This is a genomic window from Paenibacillus sp. FSL W7-1332, from assembly GCF_037969785.1.
In the GTDB taxonomy this organism is placed as follows: domain Bacteria; phylum Bacillota; class Bacilli; order Paenibacillales; family Paenibacillaceae; genus Paenibacillus_AQ.
Genome location: NZ_CP150209.1, coordinates 2,839,344 through 2,859,255 on the forward strand (window position 1 = coordinate 2,839,344; position 19,912 = coordinate 2,859,255).

The following is a 19,912-nucleotide window of genomic DNA, read 5'->3' on the forward strand; positions in this document are numbered from 1 at the left end:
GAGCAATTGAAGGAGTGTAATCAAAGTGAAGACGTGGATATTTACAGGTATCTGTGATAAGAGCGACATGCTCCTCTACATGTGCAAAATATTAGCCAATGGAGACAATAGGGTACTGCTCGTGGATGGTGCGATGGATGCGAAGTACAAACATTGCATAGGCGTGATGCACCCGAAGTTGCCGGTTATGGAGTTTGCCGGATTCGACGTGGCAACCGGATTTGAGAATTATACTTCACTCATGGACTATCTGGAAGAAGCAGACGAGAAGAAGTACGACTATATCGTCATGGACGTGGAGAAGTCGGAATTCCTGGACAAGATGCAGTGGGATACAGCAGATGCCCATGTTTGGGTTAGCGGGTTCGAGGTAACCGGACTGCGCAAGAGTACGGCTTTGCTTGATGAACTAAGAGCCGCAAGAACAGATGATCCGCTCCCTCCTTTCCATCGGGTATATGTTCAGGTCATTGAAGATTTGATGGATGAGTCCTATATAGAAGGTTATCTGGAAGACAGCCGGATTCAGTGGCTGGGTCCTCCCGTGAAAATGCCGTGGGATGAATTGTTCTTTGCCTTGAAAATAAAAAATGAACATGCAGGAAGACTGGGTATCAAGCCATTATCCAGACAGTATAAACGATCGCTTACCGAACTTCTCCGCCTGTTAACGGAAATGGAGCAGCGGCATATTCGCCGGGCACTTCGGCAAGCAGGAAGGAGACATGCATGAGTCTGATTGCTGTATGGAGTCCCTTGAAAAGCGGCAGCGGCAGTACGATGCTGGCCTCGAGTTTACCTATCGTATTGGCGTTTGAATATCAGGTCAAAGTGCTGCTCGCCCATGGTGGACATGCAGGGGAGCGAGTGGAACAAGCTTTTTCCTTTAAGCAGGAATCATTTGATTTTATGACAGCATTTCAAGATACCGGAATGGATGCCTTGGAAAGACTTTGTACAAGCGGGAGGCTGAACCCGGAGAATGTACGCAATTATACTTTGCCGCTCCTGTCTGATCGGCTAGATCTTTTATGTGGACCGAAACTAATGTCCGCCGATGATATACAGACCACAAGCAGTGCGGAGGACAGAAAACAGGCGGAACTTATGACCAGAGTTATGGAGTTCTCCAAGCGAAGTTACGACGTCACGGTGGCCGATGCAGGTAATGGAGTTCCGGGAGCGGTAGATCGCGCGATACTTCAAGCTGCCGACTTCATCGTGGTTGGTTTGAATCAAAATTTGCATGTACTGGAGAATAAGCTTGAACAGGAGGGGCTACCCCCTGAACTGAAGGACAAGGCAAGCCTGTATATCGTCGGCAAATATGACCGGGAGAGCCATTGTACACTGCAAAATATCAAGCGCCGCTTTGGCATCAAGACGAAAATACTTGGTGTTCCATATTGTTCCGGCATGACGGATGCATGGAATATGCGCTCCGTTATGCCTTATATGCAGCGAAGTCGGAGAGGCGCTGACCTGAAACGGATGAGCTCACTGTATGTTGCCGTTTGTAACTTGGCGGATGCCGCGGCTGAACATCTTGGTCTTCCTTCCGGCGGTTCGAAAGCGGGAGGCCAGCATGCTCTTGGGTAATTCCTTTAATACGATATGGATCATCATCATTATTTTGTTTGTACTGCTGTTTGTATATCTGCGTTATTTGGATACCCGAAAACCGGCCGCTGCTATTTCGCGGGGGTCCGACCCTTATTCTCTTGAAGCCATGACTGCGTTTGTTAAAGAAAGCCTCCATCAGCTGACGCACAGCCAGTTGTCTGATTTAGGGCTGCATGAAGAGGAGTATCGCCGAAGGCTGAACAAGCGAAGTGAATTGAGAAGTGCCCTCAAGGGCTGCGTATCCGGAGATGTGCTGGATAAAGCTTATGTAAAGGATTTTTTAAAGCGGCTGCTGGTCAGAGATCTGGGTTTGAACGAGTCCAACATTCATGCGGCCATTCCATTCGAAAACCTGACCGAGTTAACAGCCCAGGATCAATTCGAGATCATCTTATACCTGTATAAGCAGAGGCACGGAGAGAATGCTTTATCCGTACTTCTTGAGACGTATGATCTTGCAGGGCCTCGCGTGATTCCCGGTTATGGAGAGGGCAGCGTATATGCGGTAACCGCAGAGGATATTGCGTATATCTATGAGTCAGAGCAGCGACCGCTCTTGTTTCCGGAGAAGCTTGATATCGTCGTTCAGCGCATTTATCAGCAGTACAAAGGCTTTTCCGTCGTGGATGAAATCAGGGATCAACGGATCGACGGGATCAGTGGCGGGGTAAGTGGCATTTCTGTCAACCGTGACAGCGGACAGTATATCTTTCACGACCAGGATGAGTTTTTGGGGCTTGGCTTTTCAAATATCGAATCACCAGCAACAGGCTGCGAGAGTGTCTGGATTTTTTATCGAGGGGTGTCGCTGCATCTAGCTTTTTTATCGTTTGGTTCGATGCTGGAACTGAAAAGAGTATGTCAAAACATATACAAATACAATCATCCCGGGCAGCTTTCAGAAGCCAGCGGTTATAAAGTGAATGAGATGAAAGATGGCTCCAGGGTCGTTGTGGTTCGGCCCCCGTTTGCCGAGTCCTGGGCGTTCTTTGTCCGCAAGTTTGATCTGCCCAAGGCTTCGCTTGATCAGTTAATTACGGGAAACGGTTCGGAATTGGTAATCGGTTTGTTGAGGTATTTAATGAAAGGCAGCCGGATTACGGCAATCACCGGTGCGCAGGGTTCCGGAAAAACAACGCTGCTCATGGCGATGGTGGGTCATATTTATGCCTCCTATACCCTTCGGGTGCAAGAGATGGCCTTTGAGCTGCATTTAAGGAAAATCTATAGCCGCAGAAATATTCTCAGCTTCAGGGAAACCGAGCATATTAGTGGGCAGGCCGGTCTGGATCTGCAGAAGAAGACGGACGGTACCGTTAATATTCTTGGTGAGGTTGCCAGTGACGAGGTAGCGTCATGGATGATACAGATGTCTCAAGTGGCAAGTTTGTTTACCGTGTTTACCCATCATGCCAAGACATTCAAAGACCTTGTACAATCTTTGCGCAACTCCTTGCTCAAGAGCGGCGTTTTCAGGCAAGAGCATATTGCAGAGCAGCAGGTGGTCAGCGTGATCAACTTTGACATTCATCTAAGAAGAGACGCTTACGGTAACCGCTACATAGAACGTATTACAGAGTGCATCCCGGTTGAGAAGGGATCCCTGCCACCATTCGAGGGAACTTCAGAAAAGCGCTGGAAGAACAGTATGGAGGAATATTTTCAGTTAAGTACAGAACATATGCGGAGATTGAACGAAGTAAGTTATTTCGTATCTCGTAATGTGATTGAATACCGGGACGGTAGCTATATCGCTGCCGCCAAGTTATCCGAAAGCAGTGTTCGCGAAATGACGGAGCATATGCATCCGGAAGATGCCGAAGAATTCAGAGTGTTTCTGGCTTCGGGTTGGGGGGAACAAAGTGTCCTCTAAAGATGTATTAATTCTGATTTCAATCATATCTTTGGCACTATTTTCCATCACATTCGGTATCGTGTCGTGGATGAACAGAAGACGAGGGTATGGTGAGGTAGCTGTCGTAGAGGTTGATGCGGGCGAGGTAAGGTCATTGCGCGGGATGTACCGGCAATGGTTTCAATTGGCCTATAGGTATGGAATGAAGCTTCCTATAATCAAAGCCTATCTTAAACGGATCAGACAGCGGATCGCGATCATGCATCCCTATGACGAAATATCACTCCGGTTTGAAACCGTGAGATTAGCCTTCGCGATTACCGGTACGATCGGGTTAACCGCCATGCTCCTTATATGGAGTCATCCGGACCTGGGGTTTATTGTCATTGTTATTCTTGCAGCAGCGGTTATTAACAATATGCTTGTTGAGATGTTCATTAACCGACTGGAACGAAAAATACTTGTCCAATCGGTTGATTTGTTCTCCTCCGTCCGCCATCACTATCAGCAGCATGGAATGGTAGAGGAAGCTTTGTACGAGGGAGCGGAGACTTCAGGGCATGAAATTTCTATGCATGCTCATCGGATCTATAATGCCTTGGTATCCAACGATCCTGATGACGAGTTGGAGAGGTATTATGAGGTAGCGCCGAACCGATATCTTAAAGCGTTTGCGGGTATTTCACATCTTGTCATGGAGTTTGGTGATCATGCGAGAAAACAAGGCTCTATCTATCTGCATGGCCTAAGCGGGTTGACCAAGGAGATCCAATTGGAAATATTGCGCAGAGACAAGCTGGATTATTTAATGAAGGGCTTGAATGTGATTGCGTTGGCTCCGGTCTTTTTCACCAAACCGATTGAACGCTGGGCCAGGAGCAGTTTTCCGTCGATGGATGAGTTTTATATGAGCAAGCTCGGGTTTATGACCAAGATATCGATTTATATCATCATTCTAATCTCTTACATCTTGCTTCAGAAGCTCCAGCAAAATCGGGAAACGGATTACCGCGCAGAGGTTCAGAAGATGACCCTGGAAGAAAGAATGTACCGGATTGCTGTTATGCGTTGGCTTGTGAAGGTAATGGCTCCGACACCCGGTACGGTGAAATATGACAGGCAGGTACGCTTACTAAAGGAAAGCAACGCGAGAATCAAGTTCGAATGGCTCTATATCAGAAGGGTGACGTTCTTCTGCCTGGCTTTCTTCCTGTCGCTATCGCTGGCTATAGGTCTGCATGTGCAGGCTAAACATCATCTGCTGTATGTCCCCGTTTCTTTGAATCATTCCCTGTTCGGCCAGATGAATGAGATCGAGCGTCGGCAGGCAGAGGAAACGGTTGAGCGCGATCGGCTGCTAATGGAACAATTGCATATGTCGCCGGAAGTGACCGATGATCAGGTCAAGCAGATGATTAGTGAGACAGATCCTACTTCATTGACCAAGGAACAAGTTGAGATCATAACCGATCGAATTATGACTAAACTGCAGCGCTATGACAGCGAGTATTTGAAATGGTGGGAGCTGCTGCTATCCTTTCTGGCAGGTGTGGCTGCATATGCGGCGCCATTATGGCTGCTGCATTTTCACCGGAAAGTACGCAATATGGAAATGAGGCATGAAATTTATCAATTTCAAACGGTCATATCCATACTGCGCGGAATGGAGCGCATCTCGGTTGAGGCCATATTGGAATGGCTTAATCGGTTTGCTGTTATTTTTAAGATTCCCATTCAAAAAAGCTTGCTTCATTACGAACATGGCGCCCAGCTGGCATTGCTGGAGCTGAAGGAAGACGTCTGGTTTCCTGAATTTCAGCGGCTGGTGGACAAGCTGCTGCTTGCGGTAGATAAAGTACCGATCAAGGATGTTTTTGATGACCTCGATGGAGAAATGATATACAGTTTCGAGCGACGCAAGCAGGAGTACGAAGCGATGATCGATACGAAGGCCGCATGGGGGCGAATGATCGGTTTTACTCCGATGTATGCGTTGATCTTTATGTATCTTGTTATCCCGCTTATCGGCATGAGTTTCTCCCAGATGGAAACGTATTATGAGCAAATTCAACGATTATAACGATACGTGGATAGGCTCAACCGGAATCATGATCGACAGGATCAAAAAATAATTGAAAGAATGAGGGAGATTTCAATGAATAATGCATCATCCGCTTTAAAGGTTGCAGCAGGCATATTTCTGACCATAGCACTGATTACCATTGTTGTTATTTTGTTTATTTCGGCGCAGGAGGCAACCAAAACCGCTCAAAACAATTTTTCAGATATTCAGACAGAGTTGTCCCAGGCAGCATTTACCGTGTATGACGGAACAACCATCAGCGGTTCTCAGGTGACAAACGCACTGCGTAAATACAAGGATAAGGATCAATTTGGAGTTTTCATAGCAACAGGGAAAAATAAAGCAGGGCAATGGTACGGCAATGTGTTGGAGAAGGACGGTTCGATTCTCAATCCGGATTCAAGACAAGGGAATATCGAACTCGTCATGGATGAGAAAAGCCCAGAGTACGTCAATCCAAGCGGCAAATTTAAGGCGACCATCGTTAAGGATGATTCTAACGTAATCAGAGGCATTAAATTCGATCAATAGTTATGAATGGAAAGGTGACTTGCCTTGCGTGGACAAACGATAAGCGCACTTGAATTGGCAGCAGCAGTGGCATTATTTCTTGGCGCAGCCCTGTATGCCTTCCATATTCAGACGATGGTGGATGGCGGTATATCAGCCGTAGGCAGAATGACTCAGGAGCAGCATGCGGGTGTGATCACCGTAGAGATGACGAACGAGAACAGAAAGCTCATTTATAAGGGAAGCGAAGTCGTATTCACGCTGCGAGAGGTTCAAGCTGGCGGCTTCAATATGTATGTGGATGGCGTGCTGTTCCAATCAGGCAGTAATCCGGAGGAACTGGATCTTTCGATCATAGATATGGAAGCCCATTATGATGCGGAGTACGTTCGGAGGATCGATGGAGAAGTGGAGAGCATCCAGTTTGTAAAAGTGAGGTAACAACAATGTCAAACTCGGTTTCGAAATGGTTTGCTGCCTTTCTGGCTCTTCTTCTGCTGTACTTGGTTCCCGCAGGCGAGATGGCCAGAAGACAGGATGATCTGTCACGACTCGTTGTTTATCAATCCGTTACCAAATTCGTGGATAGTGTTCGTACGAAGGGGTATATTACTCCGATCATGTACAATGACTTCCTGCAAGAGCTGGCAGCCACCGGGAACATTTACAATGTGGAAATGGAACATCATCATAAGAAATACCACCCGGAATATGCCGATCCTTCAGATCCTGGAACATTCTTGAACCGCTATTCCGTCGTATATGATGCTTATTATCAGGAAGATGTTATGGGATATCTATTCCCGGAGTCGAATGTCGATAAACAGGATGACAGACGCCGATACCGTCTAACGGCTGGAGATCACTTTCAGGTAAGTGTCAGTACTCTGAATCGAACACCCGGATTGATCATGTTCGATGCGTTGACCGGATCAAATTCTGGTGGCAAAGCAGCAATCGCATTTCCATACGGAGGTTTGGTACTGAATGAAGATTACGAGTGACTTGTTCTGCTATAACCGCTTAATAGAGGGAAAAGCAGAGACTTAATTACTTAAGTCTAACTCTGCGGCCGAGGATTGGAATGAGGGGACCAAGTTTCCTGAAACAATCCCATTAATCTCCTGCGTGCGTAACACGGGCAGCGTGTTAGGTTCGAAGCACAGGTAAAGTCGGCAGAAGGAAGGCTAGAGCCACTCATCCTGAGAAGGTATGCCAACTGATATGCCGGATGGCTGAAAAGCTAGCTATGGTGAGAATGATCTTCAGATCTGACGAACCTCCGAATGTACGGGTCTATATTCATAACGTATGGAAACATACGTCCTGACAAAAGATCAGGGTGGACGGCGTAAAGTACGATTGTAGTCTAGGAAATACGCTATATCGAACTAAGGCGATATCCAGTCCACAGGCTCAAAGGATGCACCTAAGGCTCAGCACGAATAGCTAGGTCACAGGGAACAAGGAAAGCAAGGAACGTCGTAATAGCGGACTGCCATCCCAGACGGCTACTATAAGGCAAAACATATGCCGAAATGTACTAATCCTTGTGAGAGTAGAGGCACGACCGATGATATTCCTGTAATGGGTTTGGAGGAACAGCCTCAAGTCTTTTTAAATTAATATCAATTTTCCAAAAAGTGAATTGCACCGATCAGGTAGGAACGTGGGAAATCTCCTGAAAGAGGTGATGCCACAGTGCAAACTCTACGTTACTGGGACTACTATGACATGACGAGTACCTTTACTGACCTATATGAAAACGCTCAAAAAAGGATAGCTTTTAACAATCTCTATGACCTAATAACTATGAAACAGAATATCCTTTTGGCATACCGCACCATAAAGTCAAATAAAGGCTCGGTTACACCCGGAACAGATGGCAAAACGATTGAAAACCTAAAAACACTAACAGATGAAGAAATGGTACTCCTAATAAGGAGAAAGCTACTGAATTATCAACCAAAGAAAGTTAGACGAGTCCTTATCCCCAAGCCTAACGGGAAAAAAAGGCCACTGGGTATTCCCTGTATAACCGATAGAATCATTCAGCAATGCTTCAAACAAGTTATTGAACCCATTGCTGAAGCTTACTTCTACAAACATAGCTACGGCTTCAGACCAGTGCGGTCAGCACATAATGCCCTTGCCAGAGTGCAACATTTAATTAATATGGCGAACCTCCACTATGTTGTAGACGTAGACATACAAGGGTTTTTCGATAATGTTAATCACACATTACTCTTAAAACAGCTATGGAACATGGGAATAAGGGATAAAAGAGTACTGAGAATCATCAGCAAAATGCTAAAAGCTGAGATTGAAGGAGAAGGTACCCCATTAAAGGGCACTCCACAGGGTGGAATTTTATCACCACTATTATCCAATATCGTACTAAACGACTTGGACCAATGGGTAGCTGGGCAATGGGTAAATTTTGAAACCCAATATGCGTATGCGGGGAACTTTCACAGAATTAGAGCACTCAAGAAAACCAACCTCAAAGAAGGTTACATTGTTCGATACGCAGATGATTTCAAAATACTCTGCCGCGATTGGAAGACAGCCCATAGGTGGTACCATGCAGTCAGACTCTATCTCAAGGATCGTCTTAAACTTGACATCTCACCCGAAAAATCACAAATCGTGAACCTTAGAAAACGAAAATCTGATTTCCTAGGGTTCACTATATGGGCTGAGAAAAAAGGAAAAAAGAGAGTAGCATACACGGGCATAAACAACAAAAAGAAAGAACAGCTCAAGAAGGAAGCAAAAGATCGAATCAAAACAATACACAAATCGCCCACTGCACAAAATGCACTCTTGTTCAATAGCTTTGTACTTGGAATCCACAGGTACTTCTCACGAGCAACACATGTTAGTGTTGAGTTCGCACGACTTGCCTATGATCTGAAAGCATTCACTTACAATCGTCTAAAAGCAATCGGGAAATATCAACATCCAAATATTCCACCACCAACCTACAAAAAGTTCTACAAGAATAACTACAGAACTTTTAAAGTTGCAGGAGTATTCCTATTCCCTTTAAGAGATGTGAAAACGATGAACAACTTATGTTTTCAACAAGATCTAAACCCATTCACATCTGAAGGTAGAACACTACTTCATAAGAAATTAAATCCGGAAATAAATTCTGAGATTATTAAACTCATGAAGTCCAACATCCCGGATCGGAGCATCGAATATCTGGATAACAGGTTGAGTAGATACAGTATGAAGGCGGGGAAATGCGAAATTTCAGGCGTCTTCCTTACCGCTGAGGAAGTACATTGTCATCACCTTCAACCCCTTCACCTTGGAGGAACGGACATGTACAAAAATCTACGAATCCTACACAAAGATATCCATAAAATAATTCATGCATCAATACCGGAGACGATTGTTAAACTCATGTCTACCATTGAAATTTCTGAATCCATAATTCAGAAGATCAACCAGTACCGTAAAATGAGTAACTTGGAACCTATTGATATAAAAATCTAAAAAGATGGAGCGCCGTGTGCGATGAAAGTCGCACGCACGGTGCGGAGAAGGGGAAAAGGCGGTGATCGTATCAAATCCTTACCTATTTCTATTGATCTTGCCATCGTATTTACCGCCGTGTTTTTCCCCATGTTTATAATTCTGGGCATGCGTGCCGAGAGTTTAGAGGATGTCCGGTACGTAGAAATGAAATATTCGGCTGCTCTGCGTACAGCCGTTCAAGACGGCGGGATGATGCTGAACGATAATGAGACCCAGGACAAAGAGTCGGCATATGATTCTATAAAATTTATGCGTGCGGATAAAGAACGAGCGCTGGAGTCCTTTTCCCGGACGCTGTACATCAATATGGGGATCGCGGATGATCCGGCTGCTCAGTCTGCTCTGTGGTGGTATATTCCTGCTATCGTTGTTCTGGATTATGACGGGTTTTATATGTATGTTTCACAAACCTTCACCAACGCGTATGGGGAGGAGCTCATGGAGCATAGATGGACACCCAAAATCCCTTATGCCTGGAATGATGGCAGGGCCAACGGCATCCAGTTTACATTGGATTCCTTCGTTCAGGTATATGAATCAGGCGGAGGATCTTCCATCTGGCACTCCGGCTATCGGGAGGATCTGAGCGGCAGGACGGGTATAGCTTTGCTGGAAGACAAGGACAGGTTTGAACAAGTCAGACGGATCACGATTGTGAATAGCGTTCAAGATCATCTTGCTTATTACATACAGCGGCACAACCAAGTGGCGCTCCGAAACGGAGTAACCTATACGTTCGCGCTTCCGTTGATATCCCAGGAAGAGTGGGTGAATACGATGGATGACATCGGTATGATGGCGTTCATTCAAGGCGTCCCCATGGGCGATCAGTATTATAATAACTATGCCCTTGGAGGAGGCAGACTTGTTAAAGCTCCTGTTTATTTTGGAGGGGTGGATAGTAGGGGGTTCAAATATTATTACCGTGATGTCTGTCAATTCAACTATCGCGTGGAAGAAGTGTTCCCGAGTGCCAAAGATGCAGCGGCAGCAGGATATCAGGAGAAAAGCTGTTCTAATCCCGGTGTCCTCTAATCCCTGAAAGTTATGGTTTCTGCCGGACTCCATGATGTGATACAATAAACTCTTGACTGTGTATATTTCGCTAAATTAACATGAAATAAGTTCATTTTATACAGACAGGAGTTACTATAGCCATGAGTTTATTGACTGTAGAGAACGTATCACATAATTTCGGGGAACGTACTCTATTTAAGAATGTATCCTTTCGTTTGCTGGCAGGCGAACATGTTGGTTTGGTTGGAGCAAACGGCGTAGGCAAATCAACACTAATGAATATTTTGACCGGGCAGCTGTTAAAAGACAGCGGCAAGGTGGAATGGACACCGAAGATCCGGTACGGATACCTGGACCAGCACACCAAGCTGACACCTGGCAAAACGGTTCGCGATGTGTTAAAGGATGCCTTCCTGCCTCTACTGGAGCTGGAAAAAGAAATGATGGAGATCACCAATAAGATGAGTGATGCTTCTCCTGAAGAGTTGGAGCTGCTGCTCGAGCAAATGGGTGAAATTCAGGAGCAGCTGGATATCGGGGATTTCTACATGCTGGACGTAAAGGTTGAGGAGATGGCGAATGGTCTTGGGTTATCCGTCATTGGCCTGGATCGCGATGTCGCAACTTTAAGCGGGGGACAGCGTACCAAAGTACTGCTTGCGAAGCTTCTTCTGGAGAAGCCGAATGTACTGCTGCTGGACGAGCCTACCAATTATCTGGATGTTGAGCATATTGATTGGCTCACTCAATATTTGAAGCAGTACCCATATGCTTTCATTCTGATATCCCATGATACGGAGTTTATGAACCAGGTGGTGGATGTGATCTATCATCTGGAATTTGCGAAATTAACTCGCTATACAGCGAACTACGAGAAGTTCCTGGAAATGGCTGATATCAATAAGAACCAGCATATTGATGCTTACGAGAAACAGCAGGAGTTCATCAAGAAACAGGAAGACTTCATTCAGCGGAACAAGGCTCGTTATTCCACCTCTGGCCGGGCGAAGAGCCGGGAGAAACAGCTGGATCGTATGGAGCGGATTGACCGTCCGGAGGAAGCTGCTAAACCTGTGTTTAACTTCAAGGAAGCCCGTGCCAGCGGTAAAACGGTATTTGAGGGAATCGACTTTGAGATCGGATACGATCGGCCATTGCTCCCCAAAATGAATATCCTGATCGAGCGTGGAGAGAAAATTGCTATTGTAGGCTGTAATGGCGTAGGTAAATCAACGCTTCTGAAGACCATACTTGGCAAAATTCCAGCGCTCTCGGGGAAGACCTATCAAGGGGATTTTTTGGTGCCTGCTTATTTTGAGCAGGAAGTACGTCCAGGGAATATTACACCGATTGATGATGTGTGGAACGAATTTTCCCATTTGAACCAGCACGAGGTTCGTGCAGCGCTTGCTCGCTGCGGGCTCAAAAACGAGCATATTACCCGTCCGATGAAGGCACTTAGCGGCGGAGAGCAAGCCAAGGTCCGTCTGTGTAAGCTTCTGATGCGCGAAAGCAACTGGATTCTGTTTGACGAACCGACGAATCATCTTGACGTTGTGGCTAAGGAGGAACTAAGACGTGCTTTGAAAGAATATAAAGGCACGATTCTGCTGGTTTCCCACGAACCTGAGTTTTATGAGGATTGGGTGACCAAGATCTGGAACGTCGAAGATTGGTCCAACCAGAATTCCTGATTCAATCAGAATCCCCACTCTGCCCTCAGCAGGATATATGAAATGAAAACTTTGATTAGAATGAATGTATTAGTATTTTTATAAGGAGGATGGGCAGATTGCTGCCTGTCCTCCTTTGGTATATCCGGTAAGATGGACATTCGGTTTATGGTTTATTTGTGATATGCTAGAAACAACCTGAAATGAACGGAGGAGATGTTGATGGAAGACATGGACTTATCCATCGGGGCATTATTATATGAAGGGGATTCGCATCCATAGCCCCGTTAACCCGTGTAATTCCCTTCTGAAGGGGAGACGTATTTAAAATGAATTCGGAACATAACTCCAGTCAGGGAGAGGACGTCGTGCTTTCTCCTGAAAAGTCGGTTGTACGGCAGGGCCAGATTGTGTACCGCCCATCAGGACCTTGGACGCCGGCTATACACTCATTGTTGCGGCATCTGAGGCAAACAGGGTTTACATCGATTCCGGAAATTATAGGCTCTGGATGTAATGAGAAAGGCCAAGAGATGTTAAGTTACATCGAAGGCGAATTTGTTCATCCCGGGCCCTGGAGCGACGAAGGCATCATCGAAGTAGGACAATTATTGCGTAAACTTCATGACGCTTCGGCTACATTTAAATCGCATCCCGGGAGTGTCTGGAAGCCGTGGTTCCTGCGTGAGCTGGGTGACAGCGGACTTGTATATAGCCATGGTGATATTGCACCTTGGAATATGGTTACCCGTGATGGGATGCCAATTGCGTTAATTGACTGGGAATACGCCGGACCTGTACATCCTCTCGTCGAATTAGCCCGTGTGTGCTGGCTCTTTCCGCAGTTGCACGATGATGATGTTGCGGAAAGAGTCGGTTTGCCGGATGCTAATGCCCGTGCAAGGCAGCTCCGTTTAATGGTTGACGCCTATGGCGTCGATCCGTCCCTTCGAACGGCCCTGTTTGATATGATCGTTGAGGTGGTCGTTCGGGAAACGGCAGAGGAAGCGATTGAGCTGCAGGTCACGCCGGAATCGGAAGGCCCTCTGTGGGGATTGGCCTGGAGGGCGCGGAGTGCAGCCTGGATTATGCGTCATCGCGGTGTCCTAGAGAAGGCGCTGAATACAAGGTTGTTTTAGGCTGAAATAGTAAACAGCCCATCCTCTTCGGGGGATGGGTATTTCTAATCATAGGTTGTCATTTAAAAACTTCGTGAAGTCTTCTCTTATTCGTAGAAGATTTGCAGATATTGATCGGAGGATAATTCATGTCTCGTTTAAACGATAACAGGGAGGAAGTAAATCGTACGTTGCCTCACTTCATGGCAGCCTCGGAGTCCACGGACCGCGGTGTAACAGTTCCTATGGAACGAGAGGATCGATATTCTAGGCAAGAGCGGTTTACCCCATTTGGAAAAGAAGGTCAGCTTCGCCTCCGAAAGAGCCATGTGCTCGTTCTTGGTGCCGGGGCGCTGGGAAGCGCCGTAGCGGAAACTTTGGTTCGCGCAGGTGTCGGGCATGTAACCATCGTGGATCGGGATTACGTGGAATGGAGCAATCTGCAGCGTCAGCAGCTGTTTACCGAACAGGACGCGATCGATCGATTGCCGAAGGCCGTAGCAGCGGCTAAGCGCTTATCTGCGATTAATTCAGACGTTATCGTGGACGGTATCGTTATGGATGTACGTGCGCAGGAACTGGCAGTACTCAGTCAAGGCGTTGATTTGATGATGGACGCTACCGATAATTTCGGAACCCGGCTGATCCTGAACGACATCGGATTTAAGTATGGAATCCCGTGGATTTACGGAGGCTGCGTCGGAAGTTCAGGCATGAGTTACACATTTTTACCGGGAGAGACGCCATGCTTGAACTGTCTGCTTGGGACGATTCCCTTGGGCGGCGACACCTGCGACATTAACGGAATTCTTCCGCAAGCGGTACAGATGGTCGCTACTCATCAAACGATGGAAGCGATGAAGCTTTTATCGGGGCATCGACATGTTCTTAGAAAAAAGATGCTGTCCTTCGATTTGTGGCGTAATGAACGGGTGGAGTTTGGCGTAGACCGAGCGAAAAAATCGGATTGTCCCACATGCGGGGAGCATCCGAAATATCCTTACTTGACGGCTGAACACGCGGATAAAAGCGAAGTGTTGTGCGGCAGGGATACGGTGCAGATCAGGCCAGCCAGACCCCTGCAGCTTCAATTGGACGAAATGGCTGAGCGGTTGAACAAGCTTCATCAAGGAAAAGCAACCGTAACGCCGTATATGATCATCTATCAGGTGAATCCACATCGTTTGGTTATATTCCGGGACGGCAGAACCCTGGTGCATGGCACATCGGATATCGCCAAGGCCAGGTCGTTGTATAATCAATATGTTGGTGGTTAATCTGAAACTAACCCAACGTTACTTATCTAATCCATCAATATCAAAAGGAGGAGTCGCAATGGACTCCTCCTTTTTGTGATGTTTAAGCCGGGTTATTGCACGATTAATTGAAAACCGTTCTGAATGAAAAACAAATCGGGATGAGCGATGTTCTGCGTGGTCAGATTGTTAAATGTTGCCGACCCATTGCCCGTATAGGTGTAAATTGCCGCACCTGGATGAGGATTCGAGAATCTGGAGGATGTGACCCCGTCAAGCCCCGTACCGTCAATATGGATGTTGTTAAACACGATGTTCTGAAAACCGCCGCCATAACCAAGCTGAACGGCACTGCGCTGGGTGTTCAGGATATCGATGTTGGTAAACGTGACATTGCGGATCGCATCATTTGACGCTTCCAGATCGATGGCGCCGCGCTCCCCATCGTACAGGTCTTTACTGGTTCCACTCCCAATGATCGTGGTATCGGAGAACAGAATGCCGGTATTGTTCTGGAAATGGTAACCCGGGAACACGGTATTCATTCGAATACCGGAACCGCCTACGGTGTCAACAATCAGGTTGTGAGTAGCCTTATGACCGCTTCCCCCAAAGAATGCGATAGCTGCCGCACGCCAATTATTTTCGATGGTGTTATAAGAGAAGTTGTTGTTAACGCCCGCAGGCGCGCCATTCACGTTACTCGTCCATACGGCGAGACCATCGTCTCCGTTATTACGAATGCTGCTGTTACGTACAGTTGAATGGCTGGTTCCTTGGGCAAAATTAACACCGTCGGCAAGATTATTGCGGATCCGGCTGTTTTCAATGATCAGCCCCTCCGCGATGATGGCTGGGGTGTGCGCATAATCGCCTACCCAAAATCCACACTCAAAATGTTCAACCCACACATTGTGGATTTTGGAGTTGGTGCCGAAGTTATCCATAAATCCCTTGTAGACTGCGTTTTGATTATAACGTGAACGCAGATTTGAGTTGAGGTAGATATGGCTGAAATCAAGCTGACCCGCGATCCGAAGTGATATCCCGCCAGAAGCGGCATTCGGGTTGGTAAATTGAATGTTTGTATGCCAAATGCCTGCCCCTATGATCTTGATGTCATCAATCATATTCCCAACCGAGCCGATCTTCCACATGTTGCCCAGATGGAATGTCCCCTCAGGAATGTATAAGGTTTTGCCGGTTGAAGCGGCAGCCTGCACAGCATCTTCAAACGCCGATAGGTCATCTTGGCCGTCGTTCGGCGTTGCACCGAAATCCGTTACGGATACCGAGTTAGCCGGGCGGGCGATTGCCGCGGGGACCGGCTCGATTTCGATAAAATCAACGCCATATTCCAGGTTATCCGCATTGGATTTCTGAATACGGATTTTGTCACCCGGCTGGAGCGGCGTATCCATCTTCCAGTGTACTTCATCGAACCGGAAGAGCGGGCGTCCTCCACCTGGGGCGTCTGCAGGATGATCGCTGGAAAAATATTGCCAGCTGTAGTAAGAAGTTAATGGAACGGTTTTTTTCTTCGCACCATTTACATAAACGTCGAGCGAGCCGGTTAATCCCATGCCGTTTGATGAGTCCGGCATCGTATAGCGCATAGTGACGCCGGCTCCGCCCTCACCTGGTCGAACCGTCCACTCCAGATTGGACCCGTTGGAAGAAAGCGCGACATAACGCTGCCCGGATGCTTCCGATGCTGTGAGCGCTTGATCGAATGTCGGTGCCGTCTTCAGCTGAGCTCCGCCGCCGCGTAATGCATCATCCGTATCGTATCGGGTATATGGCATACTGGCACCGCGAGCGGAATATACCGTGAGATTCGCCTGGCTGACGTTGTTCTCCCGTTTGAGGGGTACTTCGTTTGTGTCGGGTGCCACGGTTGTTGTTACTGTATAGCTGCCATTTGCCGCTGTCCATGTGCCCGGAATATGGATAGGAGCAGAGGAACCTGCAGCGAGGGCGCCATCATAACTTCCGGTTAAGGTTTGAATCGTTGAACCGGCCGGATTTTTCAGAGCGACGGATATCGCATGGGATCCGCTTGCCGTGGCTTTGTTGCCCTGGTTCTTAAGATTAACGGTAAAGGCTACTGCGTTCCCTGCGACTGGAGTGGCGGGTGTCCATTGTACAGTTCCTACCAAATCGGAACTTTCAACGGCACCGATGACGAGCGGGGACGCATGCGAATAGCTGTTATTTTCATCATTCTGTTCCATGATTTCATTATCCTCATCAACCTTGGCACTGACGGAATAGGATCCAGCGGCCTTGGTACCGACTTGTAGAGTTACCGTGGTGGAAGCACCTGCCGCGAGCGGAGCTACCGGGGAGGAGCCTGCTTTATCCGCATTTAAGTAATAATTGAGCGTCGTAGCCCCGGCTTCCACGGCCCCAATGTTTTTAACCGTAGCACGGAGTGTAATGTCATCGTTTTCAATCGGAGAAGATGGGGTCCATGACATATCCGTAATGGTCAGGTCCGGATTCTGGGCGGCTGTGCCGTAAACTTCGAATTCCGCAATCTGCCCGGCCGGTGCGCCGGTATTGGACGTTATGTTTAATTGAAGACGTTTCACGGTTGCCGTTACGGGAATCGTCACAAAGTTGCCGGACGCGGGGTTGAACGTATAGGACTGCGTCGATACCAAATTGCTAAAATTTGTTGTGCTCTGATCATGTCCGAGCACTTGTATGGTTTGCGTGCGCGTGCTCCATGCCGGAGAAGGATTCAGCTTCAGTACGATGGAGGTGATATCGTGATTCGTTCCCAAGTCGAGCGTCAGGGTGCTTGGATTGCTTCCGCCTTCCCAGTAGGTTTGGATGTCGTTGTCGTTAGCTTGGGTTGCAGTGTACGTAAAGGTGCTTGAGGAGGCGGTAATCGGTTTGCCGCTGGCGATATTGTTTCCCGTTGGAGGCGTTGGCGGGGAGACCGATGGTCCATAAATCTCGAACTCAGACAGCTGCGCAGCCGGCCACGTCGTGTTGCTGGTTACGGTCAGGCGAACATATCTCGTGCTCGCTTCATCAAAACGGATGGTCACCGAGTTTCCTGATGTAGAGGGGTTAAATTCATAGTCGGCCGAGTCCGCCAAATTGGAGAATGTCGAACCGTTCGAGCTGCCTTGTACGGTTAGCGTTTGTGTCCGAGACTCCCAGGTGGCAGGAAGTTTAAGAACGACCCGGTTGATGCTGGTGTCAGCGCCAAGATCGATTTGAATCCACTGCGGAAACGCATGATTGGTGCTTTCCCAGTACGAACCCTGATTGCCATCGATAACGTTAGCTGGCCCGTAGGTTTGGGATTGACCGCTTGCTGTTACGGCTTTGCCATGCGAGAGGTTGGTTTCGGCTGCTGCCGAAACCGGGGTTGGCGGCACTGCGGCACTGCATACGATAGATATCAGCATAGCCATGACAAGAGGCCATACCACGAGTTTGTTGCGCATGTTATTTTCCTCCTCCAGAGTGTTCACTCGATACTTTTCGATTAAATGAGCTAATCGGCGAAAATATCCCCCTTTCCTAATCCTTTATCCCATTATAAAAATAGCGCCGCTTCGGAGATAAGATGTATTACTACGGAAAACGTGCGTGATCCGAGCATCTTTTGGAGTGAAAGCAGGATGAAACAGCCATACTTACATTATTAAGCGTTGAAAGCGGGGGGGAACCCGTGGAGAAAGTAATACTGATCGCGGCAGATCATCAAGATCGGGTCCAGAGCGTTATGGAGATATTGGAACAATCGGGCTATAAGGTTAAACATGTTATGAATTATTCGGAAGTGGTCGCCGTTTTGCAGCGTTCAGGCGCAGACCTGCTGCTTATCGACAGCAGATTGCCGGGTATGAGCGAATTCAATCTCGTGGAGCGATTGACGGGCAAAAGGGAACAGATCCCGATCATCATCATCGGAAATGACGGTTCTGATGAAGCCATTCAGGCATTGGAGGCAGGTGCCCATGACTACATCCCTAATGATAGAGATACAAGGGAGCTGTTGGCGCGTATTGCCAATTTACTGAAACTATTTCAGACTGGTCGCATGGAACAAGAAGAAGTCATCCGAATCGGAGATCTGGTGATCGATCCTCTGAGCCGGAATGTATCCCGAGCAGAGGAAGCGATCGAGCTGACTCATCGCGAATATGATCTACTGTTGTTTTTAGCTAGAAGGCAGGGGCAGGTATGCACGCGTGAGGATATATTAAAACAGGTGTGGGATTATGATTTCCATACAGGCACCAATGTGGTAGATGTTTATATTCTTCATCTGAGAGAAAAAATCGATCGAGGACGCAAACAAAAGCTGCTGCGAACGATTCGGGGAACCGGATATAAACTGCTATCGGAGGAAGAAATCAATGCTGCAAGCAAAAAAGACCGCCTTCCGTGAGAGGAAGACGGTCTTTGATATAATTCTAATTCCATAGTAACAATGGAGTAATTAAACTACTACAGTACGCGACGAGCTTTCAGGTAAGTTTTGCTCCAGTTGCCAGACAGGCTGGAGATGGTTACGCCAGGCTTGCCGTAGGTGTGCAAAATTTTGTTGTTACCCATATATACGGCAACGTGAGTCACGTTTCGGCCATTTGCACGGCTTCCGCTCGAGAAGAATACCAAATCGCCGGCTCTCAGGTTCGATTTCGATACCGCTTTACCCACTTTGGATTGAGCAGCAGATGTACGAGGCAGATTCACGCCGTATTTTTTGAAGATATGCTTCATAAAGGAAGAGCAATCAAATACTCTTGTAGTGGATGTAGATGCTCCGAATTTATAAGGTGTTCCCATATATTGTTTACCGAAGTTAACGACTCGAGTTCCTGTGCTTACCGATGCTGCTTCTACAGGAGCTGGTGGTGCAACAGTAAGAACTGCCCCTACACCCAAAGTTGCGCTCAAGCTGATTACTACGGCCTTCTTAATCCAATGCTGTCGATTCATGTTGTTATTACCTCCAAGCAGTTTTGTTTTTTGCGATGAACCGAGTATATCAGATTTGAAACCGACTATATTTTGGTTAATCGGCGCAAACCCTTGGGCCGCATGAAATGAAAGCGGATTATTAAAATATCATTAAAAGTTACAAAATATTAAGAAATGAGTGCAGTGGATGAGTTGGGAATGAGAAAAAACCCTTGATAAACAAGGGTTTTTAGCGATGGATTTGATTGTTAACATTCCCGTATCAAAGATGACAAAAT

The 19,912-nt window shown here is 47.2% G+C and carries 15 protein-coding genes; 13 read left to right on the forward strand and 2 right to left on the reverse strand.

Annotated features, from left to right (window positions below):
• Positions 1–25 precede the first annotated feature (25 nt).
• The 12 genes from MKX98_RS12640 to MKX98_RS12695 all read left to right on the forward strand — a co-directional run bounded on the left by MKX98_RS12640 (position 26) and on the right by MKX98_RS12695 (position 14,705).
• Positions 26–733, forward strand: coding sequence for a hypothetical protein (locus MKX98_RS12640; RefSeq protein ID WP_194542067.1), 708 nt, complete (start codon positions 26–28; stop codon positions 731–733).
• A complete protein-coding gene (locus MKX98_RS12645) occupies positions 730–1,599 on the forward strand; it encodes a hypothetical protein (protein WP_339223232.1) in 870 nt (289 codons plus the stop codon). The genes MKX98_RS12640 and MKX98_RS12645 overlap by 4 nt, the downstream gene beginning before the upstream one ends.
• A complete protein-coding gene (locus MKX98_RS12650; RefSeq protein WP_339223234.1) occupies positions 1,586–3,496 on the forward strand; it encodes an ATPase, T2SS/T4P/T4SS family in 1,911 nt (636 codons plus the stop codon). Before MKX98_RS12645 ends, MKX98_RS12650 begins: the two co-directional genes overlap by 14 nt.
• Positions 3,486–5,558 (forward strand): hypothetical protein, encoded by a 2,073-nt coding sequence (locus MKX98_RS12655; protein ID WP_339223235.1) that lies wholly within the window; start codon positions 3,486–3,488, stop codon positions 5,556–5,558. Before MKX98_RS12650 ends, MKX98_RS12655 begins: the two co-directional genes overlap by 11 nt.
• Positions 5,559–5,633: 75 nt before the next feature.
• The gene (locus tag MKX98_RS12660) at positions 5,634–6,092 is read left to right on the forward strand and encodes an ABC transporter permease (RefSeq protein ID WP_071218212.1); all 459 of its coding nucleotides are present in this window, start codon (positions 5,634–5,636) and stop codon (positions 6,090–6,092) included.
• Positions 6,093–6,116: 24 nt separating this feature from the next.
• Complete coding sequence (locus tag MKX98_RS12665) at positions 6,117–6,512, forward strand: hypothetical protein (protein ID WP_233354819.1); 396 nt, start codon at positions 6,117–6,119, stop codon at positions 6,510–6,512.
• 5 nt (positions 6,513–6,517) lie between these two features.
• Positions 6,518–7,075 carry a hypothetical protein gene (locus MKX98_RS12670; protein WP_339223238.1) on the forward strand — a complete coding sequence of 186 codons (558 nt, stop codon included), beginning with the start codon at positions 6,518–6,520 and terminating at the stop codon, positions 7,073–7,075.
• A gap of 697 nt (positions 7,076–7,772) precedes the next feature.
• A complete protein-coding gene (gene ltrA / locus MKX98_RS12675) occupies positions 7,773–9,578 on the forward strand; it encodes a group II intron reverse transcriptase/maturase (protein ID WP_339221841.1) in 1,806 nt (601 codons plus the stop codon).
• Between the two features lie 21 nt (positions 9,579–9,599).
• On the forward strand, positions 9,600–10,655 hold the full coding sequence (locus tag MKX98_RS12680; RefSeq protein ID WP_339223240.1) for a hypothetical protein: 1,056 nt from the start codon (positions 9,600–9,602) through the stop codon (positions 10,653–10,655).
• A 122-nt stretch (positions 10,656–10,777) separates the two neighbouring features.
• Positions 10,778–12,331 carry an ABC-F family ATP-binding cassette domain-containing protein gene (locus MKX98_RS12685; protein WP_071218209.1) on the forward strand — a complete coding sequence of 518 codons (1,554 nt, stop codon included), beginning with the start codon at positions 10,778–10,780 and terminating at the stop codon, positions 12,329–12,331.
• A gap of 308 nt (positions 12,332–12,639) precedes the next feature.
• Positions 12,640–13,449 (forward strand): aminoglycoside phosphotransferase family protein, encoded by an 810-nt coding sequence (locus MKX98_RS12690; RefSeq protein ID WP_339223242.1) that lies wholly within the window; start codon positions 12,640–12,642, stop codon positions 13,447–13,449.
• Between the two features lie 182 nt (positions 13,450–13,631).
• Positions 13,632–14,705 (forward strand): ThiF family adenylyltransferase, encoded by a 1,074-nt coding sequence (locus tag MKX98_RS12695; protein WP_339224418.1) that lies wholly within the window; start codon positions 13,632–13,634, stop codon positions 14,703–14,705.
• Between the two features lie 92 nt (positions 14,706–14,797).
• On the opposite strand, the gene MKX98_RS12700 is transcribed toward MKX98_RS12695, so the two are convergent.
• Positions 14,798–18,148 carry a discoidin domain-containing protein gene (locus tag MKX98_RS12700; protein ID WP_220685744.1) on the reverse strand — a complete coding sequence of 1,117 codons (3,351 nt, stop codon included), beginning with the start codon at positions 18,146–18,148 and terminating at the stop codon, positions 14,798–14,800.
• Between the two features lie 227 nt (positions 18,149–18,375).
• Between MKX98_RS12700 and MKX98_RS12705 the strand changes: the two genes are divergently transcribed.
• The gene (locus MKX98_RS12705) at positions 18,376–19,098 is read left to right on the forward strand and encodes a response regulator transcription factor (protein WP_194542075.1); all 723 of its coding nucleotides are present in this window, start codon (positions 18,376–18,378) and stop codon (positions 19,096–19,098) included.
• Positions 19,099–19,157: 59 nt separating this feature from the next.
• On the opposite strand, the gene MKX98_RS12710 is transcribed toward MKX98_RS12705, so the two are convergent.
• Complete coding sequence (locus MKX98_RS12710) at positions 19,158–19,652, reverse strand: C40 family peptidase (RefSeq protein WP_071218205.1); 495 nt, start codon at positions 19,650–19,652, stop codon at positions 19,158–19,160.
• Positions 19,653–19,912 lie beyond the last annotated feature (260 nt).

Excerpts from the sequence above, each read along its gene's own strand:
- MKX98_RS12645 (WP_339223232.1), top strand. The coding sequence starts at position 730 with ATGAGTCTGATTGCTGTATGGAGTCCCTTGAAAAGCGGCAGCGGCAGT.
- MKX98_RS12650 (WP_339223234.1), top strand. The coding sequence starts at position 1,586 with ATGCTCTTGGGTAATTCCTTTAATACGATATGGATCATCATCATTATT.
- MKX98_RS12660 (WP_071218212.1), top strand. The coding sequence starts at position 5,634 with ATGAATAATGCATCATCCGCTTTAAAGGTTGCAGCAGGCATATTTCTG.
- MKX98_RS12670 (WP_339223238.1), top strand. The coding sequence starts at position 6,518 with ATGTCAAACTCGGTTTCGAAATGGTTTGCTGCCTTTCTGGCTCTTCTT.
- MKX98_RS12680 (WP_339223240.1), top strand. The coding sequence starts at position 9,600 with ATGAAAGTCGCACGCACGGTGCGGAGAAGGGGAAAAGGCGGTGATCGT.
- MKX98_RS12685 (WP_071218209.1), top strand. The coding sequence starts at position 10,778 with ATGAGTTTATTGACTGTAGAGAACGTATCACATAATTTCGGGGAACGT.
- MKX98_RS12690 (WP_339223242.1), top strand. The coding sequence starts at position 12,640 with ATGAATTCGGAACATAACTCCAGTCAGGGAGAGGACGTCGTGCTTTCT.
- MKX98_RS12695 (WP_339224418.1), top strand. The coding sequence starts at position 13,632 with ATGGCAGCCTCGGAGTCCACGGACCGCGGTGTAACAGTTCCTATGGAA.
- MKX98_RS12700 (WP_220685744.1), bottom strand. The coding sequence starts at position 18,148 with ATGCGCAACAAACTCGTGGTATGGCCTCTTGTCATGGCTATGCTGATA.
- MKX98_RS12710 (WP_071218205.1), bottom strand. The coding sequence starts at position 19,652 with ATGAATCGACAGCATTGGATTAAGAAGGCCGTAGTAATCAGCTTGAGC.